This window comes from Cryobacterium glaciale (genome assembly GCF_004402535.1).
Lineage (GTDB): Bacteria > Actinomycetota > Actinomycetes > Actinomycetales > Microbacteriaceae > Cryobacterium > Cryobacterium glaciale.
The window spans coordinates 173,050-186,423 of sequence record NZ_SOEY01000030.1; the positions used below are offsets into that span (position 1 = coordinate 173,050).

Genomic DNA, 13,374 nt, shown 5'->3' on the forward strand with positions numbered 1-13,374 from the left:
GTCACGCGGTCGGGCCCGCACCGGGACTAGCCGATCTGGCTGAGCCAGGCCCGCGCCGACGCTTCCCACTTGGCGTAGTAGTCGGGGTAGGCCGAAATCTGAACAGCCTGCGCCGCCTGGGTCACGGTCATCGACTCCCAGCCGGGGATGTCGAGCAGGCCCCTGGTCACATCCGGGTTCGGGTTGCTCGCGCCGCCGAAGAAGGCGAGGCTGGCCCGCACCGGGTCCATTACCTGCTCCGGAGTGCCCCAGCCCGCGCTCGGGCGCTGCTGGAACAGACCGAGGGAATCCCGGTCGCCGTAGTCCACGTTGCGCAGCCCAGATTCCTGGGCCGCAGCGGCCAGCGCCACGATGAGACCGTCATCATTCACCCCCGCGCCTCGCCCGACCGACACAATGATCTGGGCGTTCAGGCGCATTTCTTCCGACATGGGGGTGACGACACCGGCCGTGGCCGCGGTGATCGGTGCGGATGCCGCCACGACGGATGCCGGTGGCGCGGTCACCGGCAGGGTCAAAACCTGCCCGGGGTAGATGATGCTCGACCAGCCCAGACCATTGGCGTCGAGCACGGCCTGCACGCTCACCCCGGCGGCGTTCGCCACGGCGGTGATGGTCTCGCCCGAAGCGATCGTGTGCGTGGCCGCTACTGCGGCTACCGGCGCCACGTATACTGCCGCCTCCAACGCGGGCGCCGCAGCGAGGAGAACAACCTGGCCCGGATAGATGACGCTGCTTCCGTCCAGCGCGTTGGCTCCGAGAACATCAGTGGTCTTCAGCCCGTGGGCGGCCGCGATGCCGCTGATGGTGTCGCCGCTCTGAACGACATAGCTGCCAGCGGATGCCGCCGGCCCGGCCGGGGCAGCGGCCGGCGGTGCCGCCTGGGTCAGGGTCAAAACCTGGCCCGCAAAGATCAGGGCGCGGGAATCGAGACCGTTCAGCGCCAGCACGGCCGCCGTCGACAGGCCGAACCGGGCGGCAATGCCGCTCACGGTGTCGCCGTCCACGACCGCGTACTGGGCCGGCGCAACCTGCACGGCGGCAACCGCGGCCACCGACAGAACGGGAGTCGTCTCGGCGAGCTTCGATTTGAGGGGCTTCTTCGCCAGGGCCTGAGCTTGGGCGGGTGCGGCCAGATTGAGGCTGATCGCGAGGGTGCTGACGAGCACGATGGGTACGGTCAGCAGCGCCGGGCGGGAACGCAGATCGCCGGGCTTCTTCGCCCGCTGCCTCGTAGCGTCAGTACCAATACCAGCAGCACCAACAACAACGGCGGCGACGTCGCCAGGAACGGTCTCACTTCGCCCGGCGGACGCCGCAGCATCCGTCGTTTTCGTATTCACCTTGGTCGACATGGTGCTCCGTTCATTGTTCGCACACGGCCGATCCGTACCTCAAGTTCGTACAGCATCGGGTGGAGTGCAGCAATCCCCACTGCGAGGTTTTCACAATTTTAAGGGGGAGTCAATTGAACGGGCAGCATGAATAGGAACTGATCACGATAAAAATCGCCCGGAGGTTTTGCCGCGGCCCTAAATCATGGGAAGCTAAAAGGGTGACTGACGTGTCTTCAGAGCCCGAGTGGCTGACTATTCCTGCCCTTGTCAACCTGCTCGGAATGAGCCAGAGCCGCGTGCGGCACCTGATCGACGACAAGTACCTGCTGGCCATCCGGCGGGACAACGTCGTATCGGTCCCTTCCCTCTTTCTGCGTGACGGCGCTCCGGTGCCCGAACTCCGCGGCACCCTGTTCGTGCTGGCCGACGACGGCTTCACCGACATGCAGGCCATGACCTGGCTGCTCGAGGTCGACGACAGCCTCGGCGTTCCCCCGATTGAAGCCCTCCGCGCCGGACGTAAGGCCGAAGTTCGACGGGTTGCCCAGGCCCTCGCCTGACCATCCTGACCGACCGTTCCCGCCCGAACAGGCAGCCCGCCGCACCCGTTCAGAACGCCCGGCGCGTGACCCGTTCGGTCAGGTCCAGCAGCTTTTGCCTGGCCTCAGCGCTGATCGGCGCGGACTCTAGCGCCGCGACGGCCTCGACCACCTGCGATTCAATGAGCGCTTCCACCCGCTCGACAGCACCGCTGGCGCTGATGACCTGCTGCAACGCACGAATCTGCCCCGCGTCGAGGGTGGGGTCGCCGAGCTGAGCGTCGAGCGACGCGCGGTCGGCGTCGCCCTGCCGCTCCCGCGCTAGGGCGATCAATACCGTGCGCTTACCCTCGGTGAGGTCGTCACCGCTCGGTTTGCCGGTCACAGCGGAGTCGCCGAACACGCCGAGCAGATCGTCGCGCAGCTGGTAGGCCATGCCGAGAGGCAGGCCGAACGCGCGCAGTGCGTTGAGCTGGGCGGTCGAAGCGCCGGCCAGTGCTGCCCCGATCACGAGCGGGGCCTGAACGCTGTACTTGGCCGATTTGTAGACGATCACCCGCAGGGCCCGGTCCAGCAGTTCAGCTTCCGGCTGGGCCAGCCAGGCGCGCTCCTCCAGAATATCGAGGTATTGACCGGCCGTGACCTCGGTGCGCATGTGATTAAACTCCAGCCGGGCCCGCCGGGCCGCGGACTGGTCGGCAAGCTCCCAGAGTCCCTCATCAAGCAGCTCATCGCTCCAGCCGAGCAGCAGATCACCGAGCAGAATCGCCGACGCCCGACCGAAGGAGACCGGATCGCCGGCCCAGCCCTCACTCTCGTGCAGACGTTCGAACAGTTTGTGGGCGCTCGGCGCACCGCGTCGGGTGTCGGAATTGTCGATGATGTCGTCGTGCACGAGCGCCGCAGCGTGAAAAATCTCCAGCGCGCTGGCCGCCGACACCACCGCTGCCAGCCCGTCCGCGGTGGGTGCCGGGGCAGCGGATGCGCCACCCTCGTCGGTCGAGACAGCCGCCGGTTCGCTCCCTGCCGGCCGGCCCCGGTTCGGGCCGGAATCCGGCGGTAGAACGCTCTGGGCACCCCAGTAACAAAACTGGGCCCGAAACCGCTTTCCACCGCTGAGAAACTGCCGTGAGTAGTCGATCAGGGGAGCCAGATCGGGGCTGATCAGGGTCACAATTGGTTCGCGGGACATGAGGTACTCGTCGATGCGAGATTGAACCAGATCGACCAGGCGTTTGCTTTCGGGCACCCGTATAGCCTAGCCATCACCGCGGGGTTAGAATTAGCTAGTCAGATATAAGCAATTCGAGCTTGTCCGGCTCGATTTTGTCAACCCACCCGCTCGATCCCGTAACTGGAGGGAATGAGATGCCGCTTTCGGAACAGGAGCAGCGACTCCTTGAAGAGATGGAGCGCAGTCTCTATCACAACGATGCTGACTTTGTCTCCAGCGTTGGAGTGTCGAGGCTTCGCCCGAACTATCGTTCCATCGCTATCGGCGTACTGCTCGCCGTCGCCGGCATTGTCGCCCTCATTGCGGGTGTCGCCATCGCGCAGTTATGGCTGGGCATCCTCGGTTTCATCGTCATGTTCGGCGGTGTGCTCATCGCCGTGACGCCCGGCAAGTCCATTCGATCCGTTTCCGGACCGTCCGCTCCCGGTCGCCGCCCGGCGCAGGCCAGGTCGAACCAAGGCTTCATGGATCGTCTCAACGATCGTTGGGATCGACGGCAGGACGGTCAGTAGCTCAACCGTCAGTCCGAAACCCCGCCCCTCCATCGGGCTCCCATAATTCAAGAGAAATGCTGTCTCGCAGGGCCGATCATCAGATCGGCCCTTTTTTTATGCCCGAAAACCGGCCGGAAGCATCCGGTCATGGGAAATATGCTCCATTTCCCTCCACTGGTAAACCCCAGTAAATTAGGGGACAAATAGCGGTCAATTGCAAATTATGCCGCTAAATCTTAGGTTGGTGGTTGAAGGTGGAGTAAAGTGGAGTAACACCTGAATCTGGCCGGAAGAAAGGGGTGACGCGTGTTCCTTGGCACCTACGCCCCCCGGCTCGACGAAAAAGGTCGCATCATTCTTCCCGCGAAGTTTCGGGACGAACTCTCCACCGGCGTGGTGATGACGCGGGGGCAGGAACACTGCATCTACGTGTTCAGCACCCGCGAATTCGAAACCCTGCACGACAAGATCCGCCAGGCCCCGGTCACGAGCAAGCAGGCTCGCGACTACCTCCGGGTGTTCCTGTCCGGGGCCAGTTCCGAAACGCCGGACAAACAAAACCGCGTCACCATCCCCGGCAACCTGCGCAGCTATGCGGGGCTTGACCGGGAACTGACCGTCATCGGTGCTGGCAGCCGGGTCGAGATTTGGGACAGCGAAGCGTGGGCCACATACCTCGCCGAGCAGGAAACCTCGTACGCCAACACGACGGAGGAGGTGATTCCGGGACTCTTCTAGCCCCTGATGTCTGACTCCCAGCCGTTTTTGCCCTGACACACTTCCCCGGTGCCAGGACGAAATGGAGGGGAATCAGGCCTCACGGACTATCCCGGCATTATGGCCAGCAACGAAATCCACACCCCGGTACTGCTCGAACGCTGCGTCGAGCTGCTCGCACCCGCGCTCGAACAGCCCGGCGCCGTGCTCGTCGACGCGACGCTCGGCATGGGCGGCCACGCCGAAGCGATCCTGTCGCGCTTTCCCGATCTCATCCTCGTCGGCCTCGACCGCGACACCGAGGCCCTCGCCATCGCCGAGGAACGACTCAAGGGTTTCGGCGACCGGGTGCATCTCGTGCACACCGTCTATGACGGCATCGGAACGGCCCTCGACGGCCTCGGCATCACCGAAGTCGCCGGCGTGCTGTTCGACCTCGGCGTCTCCTCGCTGCAGATCGACCGCGTCGAACGAGGCTTCTCCTATTCCAAGGATGCCCCGCTCGACATGCGCATGGACGGCACCGCCGGCCTGACCGCCGAGAGCATCCTCGCCGATTACAGCGAACGCGACCTCAAGCGCATCTTCCAGGACTACGGAGAAGAGAAACTTTCCGCCCGCTACGCCAAAGCCATCGTCGAAGCCCGCGAGACGACTCCCTTCGTGCGGTCGGCCCAACTCGTCGAGGTCATCACCAAGGCCACCCCGGTCGCCATCCAGCGGCTCGGCCACCCGGCCAAGCGGGTGTTCCAGGCGCTGCGCATCGAGGTCAACCAGGAACTGGCCGTGCTCGAACGTGCCATTCCCGCCGCCCTCGAACGGGTCGCCGTCGGCGGCCGCATCGTCGTCATGGCGTACCAGTCGCTCGAGGACCGCATCGTCAAGCGGGCCCTCGCCGCCGCATCCGGCTCCACGGCTCCCGCCGGGCTTCCGGTGGAACTGCCCGAACACAAACCGCTCTTTTCCCTGCTGTTGCGCGGTGCCGAACTGGCCTCCGACGAAGAAAAAGCACTCAACCCCCGCGCGACGCCGGTTCGGCTGCGCGCCGCTGTTCGACTGAGAAGGGCCGCCGCATGAGCGACAACCTGGCACGCGTGTCAATTGGGATCGACCGTGAAGCCTTCGACACTCCGGCACGGGAACGTCGTGGGTTTCGCCTCGTCGCGCCGGCCCCGAGCCGCCGGGCCCGCCCGCGCATCTTCTACGCTCTCACTGCGGTGGCCGGCGTGGCCGCCATCATCGTCGCCCAGCTGCTGCTCAGCGTCGGAATCTCCCAGGGCGCTTACGAGATTTCCAGCCTGCAGTCGAGCCAGTCCGAGCTCGGCCGCACGGCCGCGAGCGTGAGCGAAGACCTGGTTCGGGTGTCGTCCCCGCAAAGCCTCGCCGCCAACGCCGAGGGACTCGGCATGGTCAGCAATTCCAACCCCGTCTACCTGCGCCTCTCCGATGGCGCCGTCTTGGGCGCTCCGGCCTCGGCGTCGGGTTCGCAGGCCGGAGCGGCCAGCCTCGTCCCCAATGCCCTGCTGACCGGCAGTACCCTGCTCGCGCAGCTTCCGGAGGACGTGGCGTCGACGAAGGGTGCCGTGACGATCACGAGCGCCCCGGTGGTTCCTGCGGGACTCGCGGCGCCCACTACCCGATAGTTTCCCCGAGTCGACCATGATGGGCAGATGAGCGTGCGCAACAGCAGTGCCCGAAAGGCCGGAGCCCGAAACAACCCGACCAATTCCCGGTCCAGCCGTCGGCGCACCTTCTTCACCGTGGTTGTGCTGTTTGCGGTGATCGGAGTATTCCTGGTGCGGCTCGTGGACATCCAGGTGGTGCAGGCCGATTCGCTCACCGCCGACTCCGTGGGGAACCGCTCGGTCGGCCAGGTCGTCTACGGCTCCCGGGGTGAGATCGTCGACGCCAACGGTGTCGTGTTGGCCGGAACGGTCATGCGCTACAACATCACCATGTCTCCGGTGAACGCGACGCCCTTCAAGCGCACCGTCGACGGCAAGAAGGTCGAAGTGTCGGTGGCTGACGCCGCCGCCGAAATCGGCGCTGTTACCGGCCAGACCGGTGACGCCATTTTGCTGACCATTTCCACCGCCCTCGAGGCCAACGCGGAGGCCAACTTCGCCTACATCGCCCAAAAGGTCGACGTCGGCGTGCTGCGCGCCGTGCAGGAGCTGCACATTCCGTGGACGTACTCCGAGAACAGCCCGAGTCGGGTCTACCCGAACGGGGCCGTCGCCGGCAACATGCTCGGGTATCTGTCTGGGGACGGCGTGCCGCAGGCCGGCCTCGAATCCGGGCAGGACGCCTGCCTGGCCTCCACCAACGGCTCGGAAACCTACGAAAAGGGTGCCGACGGCGTGCGCATCCCCGGCAGTAGCGTCACGAGCACCGCAGCGGTCGACGGCGGCGACGTCGTCACCACCATCGACTCCGATCTCAACTGGTTCGTGCAGCAGACCCTCGCTGCGCGGGCGCAGGAGACCGGCGCGGCCTGGGCTACCGCGGTCGTGCAGGACGCCAAGACCGGCAAGCTCCTCGCCGTCGCCGACTATCCCTCGGTCGACCCGAACAACGTCGGCGGCACCGAGAACCCGGAGGACCGCGGCTCGCGCGCGTTCACCCAGTCCTTCGAACCGGGCTCGACCTTCAAAGCGCTCACCGCGGCATCCGTTCTCGACGCCGGCGTCGCCACGCTCGACACCGGTGTCGTCTCGCCCTACCGCTACCTGCCGTCCAACGGCGCCAACATCAACGACAGTCACTCCCACCCCGACCAGAACATGACGATGACCGGTGTGCTGATCGACTCCAGCAACACCGGTATGTCCAAGTTCGGGGAGATGCTCACGGATCAGCAGCGCTACGACTACATGAAGGCCTTCGGCGTCGGCACCGCCACCGAGACCGGATTTCCCCGTGAAGACGGCGGAATTCTGCACCCCGTCGACGAGTGGGACAACCAGACCAGCTACGCGACCATGTTCGGGCAGGGCCTGACCACGACCGCCCTGCAGGTCTCGAGTATTTACCAGACCATCGCGAACGACGGCGTGCGGATGCCGGTGCAGCTGGTCGAAGGCTGCCGTCAGGCCGACGGCACGATGACGAACGTGCCCGATGCGACCGGAACGCGGGTGCTGTCGGAGAGCGCGGCGAACGACACGAGCAACGTACTCGAGATGGTTTACCAGAAGAGCTGGGTATCGAGCAAGTGGAACATTCCGGGCTACCGCGTCGCGGCCAAGACCGGAACCGCGCAGATGCCGGACGGCAAGGGAGGGTACTCCAACGGGTATCTGGTTTCGGTGTCCGGCTTCGCCCCGGCCGACGATCCGCAGTATGTCGTCTCGGTCAGCATCGCCGACCCTGTTAAACTGAACACGTCTGCCGCACCGGCTCCGGTCTTCCAGGAGATCATGAGCCAGGTGTTGAAAAAGTACCGGGCGGTTCCCTCCGGCGCGACTGCGCCTGACCTCCCTTCCACCTGGTAAGAAAGCGAGCTCTGCGTGTCTGAATTGGCGCCGTCGGCTCTCCGTCCCGAGCACCCCGTTCCGCGGTCGTTGTCGGGATTGGTTGCCGAATTTGATCTAGAACTACGTGGAGACATCGACGGTCTCGAAGTCACCGGTGTGAGCCTGAGCTCGCGCACGGTGCAGCCCGGCGACCTCTACGTCGGCGTTCCCGGCCAGCACCTGCACGGCGCGACCTTCGCTGCAGCGGCCGCCGAGGCGGGAGCCGTCGCCATCCTGACCGACGAGGCCGGCGCGCTACTCGCCGCAGCCAGCGGTCTGCCGGTGCTCGTGACACCGGATGCCCGCGCCGCGCTCGGCGCTGTCGCCGCCTGGATCTACCGCACCGCGGACAATCCGGCGACCCTGTTCGCCGTCACCGGCACGAACGGCAAGACCAGCGTCGTCTACCTGCTCTTCGGCATCCTGAACCAGCTCGGCGTCGTCTCCGGGCTGACCTCCACCGCCGAACGCCGCATTGGCGACCTCGCTGTCACGAGTGCGCTGACCACGCCGGAGGCCAGCGAACTGCACGCCCTGCTGGCCCGCATGAACGAGGCCGAGGTGCGCGCCGTCGGCATCGAGGTTTCGGCGCAGGCGCTCAGCCGGTACCGGGTCGACGGGCTCGTCTTCGACGTCGCCGCGTTCACCAACCTCAGCCACGATCACCTCGACGACTACGCGGCAATGGACGACTATTTCCACGCCAAGCTCGAGCTGTTCCAGCCAGACCGGTCGCACCGCGGCGTCGTCACCGTCGACACCGACTGGGGCCGACGCCTCGCCGACGAATGCCGCATCCCGGTGACGACCATCACCAACCGGGCCGACGTAGAGGCGGACTGGCGGATGACTGTGGTCGGCGAATCCGCCAGCCACACCGACTTCGTGCTCGACGGACCCGACGGTCGCCGCCTGCACACCCGGGTGCCGTTGCTGGGCTGGTACATGGCCGCCAATGCCGCCCTGGCCATCGTCATGCTCGTCGAAAGCGGATTCGACCTCGACGCGATCGCACACACGCTCGGCCGGGACGGCGGCATTGTCGCTTTCATCCCCGGGCGCGCCGAGCGCATTTCCGGCGATCGGGGCCCGCTCGTCTACATCGACTACGGCCACAGCCCGGACGCCTTTCTCAACACGCTCGCGGCCCTGCGCAAATTCACGCCGGGCAAGCTGATCATGCTGTTCGGCGCCGACGGCGACCGCGACACCACGAAACGCGCCGATATGGGCCGGATCGCCGCCCAAGGCAGCGATATCGTGGTCGTGACCGACTTTCACCCACGATTTGAAGATGCCGCGAGCATCCGTGCCGTACTGCTCGAAGCAGCGCGCGCCGCCGTGCCAGACGGCGAGTTTTACGAGGTGGCCAACCCGCGTGCGGCATTCCGCACGGCGTTGTCACTCGCACACGAAGGAGACACCATTCTGTACGCCGGCCCAGGCCACGAGGACTACCACGAGGTACAAGGCGTGAAATTGCCGTATTCGGCCAGGGATGACTCCCGCCAGGCACTGCGCGACGCGGGGTGGCTGTAAATGATCGCCCTCTCCCTGGCCGAGGTCAGCCAGGCCGTCGACGGTGCGCTGCACCTCACCGACGGCGCTGCGGTCACCGACCTCGTCGACGGTTCGGTGCAGACCGACTCCCGGCTGATCGAACCCGGCTCCATCTTCGTCGCCAAGCCCGGAGAACTCACCGACGGGCACCTGTTCGCGCCCGTTGCCGCCGAACGTGGTGCCGCGCTGCTCATCGTGGAACGACTGCTCGACCTGCCGGTGACCCAGATCGTCGTCACCGACGCGGTCGCAGCCCTCGGCGGCCTGGCCGCCGCGGTCGTCGCGCGGGTTCGTGCCGCCGGGGCGCTCAAAATCGTGGCCGTCACCGGGTCCAACGGCAAGACCACGACCAAGAACCTGCTGCGCAGCATGCTCGAACGGGTCGGTCCCACCGTCGCCCCGCGCGGCTCGTTCAACAACCAGGTCGGCGCGCCGATGACGATGCTCGAGGTGACTGACGACACCCGGTTCCTCGTGATCGAGATGGGCGCCAGCAGCGAGGGCGCCATCGCGCACCTCGTGCGCCTGGCTCGCCCCGACGTCGGCATTGTGCTCACCATCGGTCTCGCCCACGCCGGCGAGTTCGGCGACCTCGACGCCACCGTGCGGGCCAAATCCGAGATGGTCACCGACCTGCTCGAAACGGATGTCGCGGTACTCAACGCAGACGATCCACGCGTCGCGCAGATGGCAGCGCTCACCCCCGCCCGCATCGTGCGGTTCGGCGAGTATGGCCAGGTCGACGTGCGCGCGAGCGACCTGCACTCCGGTCGCACCGGCACGACCTTCACCCTGCACCTCGCGAACGGGCAGAGCGCCCCGGTCGTGTTCCCCGTGCTCGGCGAGCACCACGTCATGAACGCGCTGGCCGCCGCCGCCGCCGCCGAGGTGCTCGGGGTGTCCCTGACGGACATCGTCGCGGCGCTCGAAGCGACCACCCGGGCCGAACGCTGGCGCATGGAGGTGCTCGGTGGCAAAGACGATGTCACCGTCATCAACGACGCCTACAACGCGAGCCCCGACTCGATGAGCGCCGCGCTCAAGACACTCGCTCAGATCGGCACCCCAGGGCGGCGCACCATCGCGGTACTCGGCGAGATGGCCGAACTCGGGGAACTGGCCGGTGAGGAGCACGATCGCATCGGGCTGCTCGCCGTGCGCCTGAACATCTCCCAGATGATCGTCGTGGGCCAGAAGGCTCGCCGCATGCACATCAGCACCATCAACGAGGGATCGTGGGACGGTGAATCGGCCTATGTCGACACGCCGGACGAAGCCTTCGAACTGGTGCGCAGCAGCGTGCATCCGGGGGATACGGTGCTCGTGAAATCATCCAACTCCGCGGGCCTGCGATTCCTCGGCGATCGACTGGGAGACTTGTTCTCGTGAGAGTCCTTCTGCTGTCCGGCGCGTTCTCCCTCGCGTTCACCCTGTTCCTGACGCCGCTGTTCATTCGACTGTTCAAGAAGTTCGGCTGGGGCCAGTTCATTCGCGACGACGGCCCCAAGAGCCACCACGCCAAGCGCGGCACCGCCACCATGGGCGGAATCATCATCATCCTCGGCGTTCTGATCAGCTATTTCACCGCCATGCTGATTGAACAACGACCGTTCACGCCGTCGCCGCTTCTCGTGCTGTTCATGATGGTCGGCCTCGGCCTGGTCGGATTTCTCGACGACTTTCTCAAGACCCGCAACCAGCGCAGCCTCGGCCTCGGCGGCTGGTCCAAGGTGCTCGGACAGGTCATCGTCGCCGGCGCCTTCGGTATCCTGTCGCTGCAATTCGTCGACCGCAACGGCCAGACTCCCGCCTCGACCAGCATCTCGTTCATTCGGGACCTGCCGCTCGATTTTATGAAACTCGGCACCTTCATCGGTATCGCCGTCTTCCTGCTCTGGATCTGCCTGATCGTCGCCGCGACGTCGAACGGCGTCAACGTCGCCGACGGTCTCGACGGCCTCGCCACCGGGGCATCCATTTTCGCCATCGGTTCCTTCGTCGTGATCGGCTTCTGGCAATCCAACCAGAGCTGCTTCGGGGGAGCGGATGCCGCCGACCAGTACAAGTGCTACCTCGGCCCCGACTCCTTCGACCTCGCAATCGTCGCCGCGACCATCGTCGGCGGCCTGATCGGGTTCCTCTGGTGGAACACCTCACCGGCGAAGATCTTTCTCGGCGACACCGGCTCGCTCGCCCTTGGCGGGGCGCTGGCCGCCCTGGCCATCCTCAGCCGCACCGAACTGCTCCTCGTGCTCATCGGCGGCCTGTTCGTGATGGAAGCCGGATCGGTGATCGTACAGCGCGCGTACTTCAAAATCACCCACGGTAAACGCATCTTCCTGATGAGCCCCATTCACCACCACTTCGAGCTCAAGGGCTGGGCCGAAGTCACCGTCGTCGTGCGGTTCTGGATCATCGGCGGCCTGCTCGTGGCCGCCGGCGTCGGCTCGTTCTACCTTGAATGGCTGTCACGCTAGTGAGTATTGATTCTGGTACAAACGACCGCTTGGATCACCTAACCAGCTGGCATGCGGATTGGAGCGGCCTGCGCGTGGCCGTCCTCGGCCTCGGCGTGACCGGCTTCGCCGCCGCCGACACCCTCGCCGAACTCGGCGCGGACGTGCTCGTGCTGGCGTCGCCCGGTCCCGACGAACGATTCGACCTGCTCGGGGTGCTTGGGGTGCCGTTCGTGCAGGCTGACCTGCGCGAGGTACCTGCGGAGCTCGCGGCGCAGCATCCGGAACTGATCATCGTCTCGCCCGGCTTCCACCCCGACCATCCGCTGCTTGCCTGGGCGAACGAACACAACGTGCCGGTCTGGGGCGACATCGAACTGGCCTGGCGGTTGCGGGACAAGGTCGGCGCTCCGGCCGAGTGGATGCTGGTGACCGGCACCAACGGCAAGACCACCACCGTGCAGCTCACCGCCACCATGCTCGCCGCGCACGGCAGTCGCGTCGCCCCCTGCGGCAACATCGGCGTGCCCGTGCTCGACGCCATTCGTGACCCGCAGGGCTGGGATGTGCTCGTCGTCGAACTCTCGAGCTACCAACTGCACCACCTGCCGCACAGTGGGCCCGGCGCCCTGGCACCGTGGGCCAGCCTCTGCCTCAACGTCGCCGACGACCACCTCGACTGGCACGGTTCCGCTGCCGCCTATCGCGCCGCCAAAGCCAAGGTTTACCTGAACACCGCGGTCGTCTGCGTCTACAACACAGCGGATGCCGCGACCCTCGCGATGGTGCAGGAGGCCGACGTGCAGGATGGAGCCCGCGCGATCGGTTTCGGCCTCGGCGTGCCCGGACCGAGCGAGCTGGGCATCGTCGACGGCATCGTCTGCGACCGGGCCTTTCTCGAGGACCGGTTCGAACGCGCCCTCGAACTGACCACGGTGCCTCACCTCGTCGCCGCCGGGCTCGGCGCCCCGCACGTGATCCTGGACGTGCTGGCCGCGAGCGCCCTCGCCCGGTCCTACGGCGTGTTGCCGGCGACCATCCACACGGCGCTGGAAACCTTCCACCTCGACGCGCACCGCATCGAAACCGTCGCCGTCGGTGACGGCGTGGAATGGGTCGACGATTCCAAGGCCACCAACCCGCACGCCGCCGACGCGTCCCTGGCCGCCTACGAGTCCGTGGTCTGGCTGGTCGGCGGGCTGCTCAAGGGCGTCGACATCGACCAGCTCGTGCACAAGCACGTCGGACGCCTGCGCGGCGCGATCATCATCGGTGTCGATCGTCTGGTATTGCGTGAGGCATTCGCGCGACACGCCCCCGACCTGACCGTGTTCGAGATCGACCCGGACGACACTGAACAGGTGATGACCCGGGCGGTGCGGCTCGCCGCCGAACTCGCTCGGGCCGGCGACACCGTGCTGCTCGCACCGGCGGCCGCTTCGATGGACCAGTTCGAGAGTTACGCGGAACGCGGCCGGCTTTTCAATCAGGCAGTACACGATCTTCTAGGCAGGTGACGCGG

Annotated in this window: 12 protein-coding genes; 10 read left to right on the top strand and 2 right to left on the bottom strand. The window is 66.1% G+C overall.

Translation table 11 applies throughout. The features are described 5' to 3' along the window. Positions 1 to 26: 26 nt before the first annotated feature. A complete protein-coding gene (locus tag E3O06_RS15275) occupies positions 27 to 1,355 on the bottom strand; it encodes a lytic transglycosylase (protein ID WP_134504230.1) in 1,329 nt (442 codons plus the stop codon). Between the two features lie 209 nt (positions 1,356 to 1,564). Here E3O06_RS15275 and E3O06_RS15280 point away from each other — a divergent pair, with 209 nt between their 5' ends. Then, entirely contained in the window at positions 1,565 to 1,897 is a 333-nt protein-coding gene (locus tag E3O06_RS15280) for an Rv2175c family DNA-binding protein (protein WP_369827365.1), read from the top strand. 49 nt (positions 1,898 to 1,946) lie between these two features. Here the strand turns inward: E3O06_RS15280 and E3O06_RS15285 are convergent, their stop codons facing one another. Beyond that, positions 1,947 to 3,125, bottom strand: a complete 1,179-nt coding sequence (locus E3O06_RS15285; RefSeq protein WP_134504232.1) for a polyprenyl synthetase family protein — start codon at positions 3,123 to 3,125, stop codon at positions 1,947 to 1,949. Positions 3,126 to 3,244: 119 nt separating this feature from the next. On the opposite strand from E3O06_RS15285, the gene E3O06_RS15290 reads away from it, so the two are divergent. From E3O06_RS15290 to murD, 9 genes are all read left to right on the top strand, one after another. Next, the gene (locus E3O06_RS15290; protein WP_134504233.1) at positions 3,245 to 3,622 is read left to right on the top strand and encodes a DUF3040 domain-containing protein; all 378 of its coding nucleotides are present in this window, start codon (positions 3,245 to 3,247) and stop codon (positions 3,620 to 3,622) included. 288 nt (positions 3,623 to 3,910) lie between these two features. Then, positions 3,911 to 4,342 (top strand): division/cell wall cluster transcriptional repressor MraZ, encoded by a 432-nt coding sequence (mraZ, locus tag E3O06_RS15295; protein WP_092110083.1) that lies wholly within the window; start codon positions 3,911 to 3,913, stop codon positions 4,340 to 4,342. Positions 4,343 to 4,441: 99 nt separating this feature from the next. Next, positions 4,442 to 5,398, top strand: a complete 957-nt coding sequence (gene rsmH, locus E3O06_RS15300) for a 16S rRNA (cytosine(1402)-N(4))-methyltransferase RsmH (RefSeq protein ID WP_134504234.1) — start codon at positions 4,442 to 4,444, stop codon at positions 5,396 to 5,398. Next, on the top strand, positions 5,395 to 5,964 hold the full coding sequence (ftsL, locus tag E3O06_RS15305) for a cell division protein FtsL (RefSeq protein ID WP_134504235.1): 570 nt from the start codon (positions 5,395 to 5,397) through the stop codon (positions 5,962 to 5,964). The genes rsmH and ftsL overlap by 4 nt, the downstream gene beginning before the upstream one ends. 27 nt (positions 5,965 to 5,991) lie before the next feature. Continuing rightward, on the top strand, positions 5,992 to 7,815 hold the full coding sequence (locus E3O06_RS15310; protein ID WP_134504236.1) for a peptidoglycan D,D-transpeptidase FtsI family protein: 1,824 nt from the start codon (positions 5,992 to 5,994) through the stop codon (positions 7,813 to 7,815). Positions 7,816 to 7,830: 15 nt separating this feature from the next. Continuing rightward, positions 7,831 to 9,375 carry a Mur ligase family protein gene (locus E3O06_RS15315; protein WP_134504237.1) on the top strand — a complete coding sequence of 515 codons (1,545 nt, stop codon included), beginning with the start codon at positions 7,831 to 7,833 and terminating at the stop codon, positions 9,373 to 9,375. Then, a complete protein-coding gene (locus tag E3O06_RS15320; protein WP_134504238.1) occupies positions 9,376 to 10,785 on the top strand; it encodes a UDP-N-acetylmuramoyl-tripeptide--D-alanyl-D-alanine ligase in 1,410 nt (469 codons plus the stop codon). Continuing rightward, on the top strand, positions 10,782 to 11,873 hold the full coding sequence (gene mraY, locus E3O06_RS15325; protein WP_134504239.1) for a phospho-N-acetylmuramoyl-pentapeptide-transferase: 1,092 nt from the start codon (positions 10,782 to 10,784) through the stop codon (positions 11,871 to 11,873). The genes E3O06_RS15320 and mraY overlap by 4 nt, the downstream gene beginning before the upstream one ends. Beyond that, complete coding sequence (gene murD / locus E3O06_RS15330) at positions 11,858 to 13,369, top strand: UDP-N-acetylmuramoyl-L-alanine--D-glutamate ligase (protein WP_134504240.1); 1,512 nt, start codon at positions 11,858 to 11,860, stop codon at positions 13,367 to 13,369. The genes mraY and murD overlap by 16 nt, the downstream gene beginning before the upstream one ends. The last annotated feature ends 5 nt before the right edge of the window (positions 13,370 to 13,374 follow it).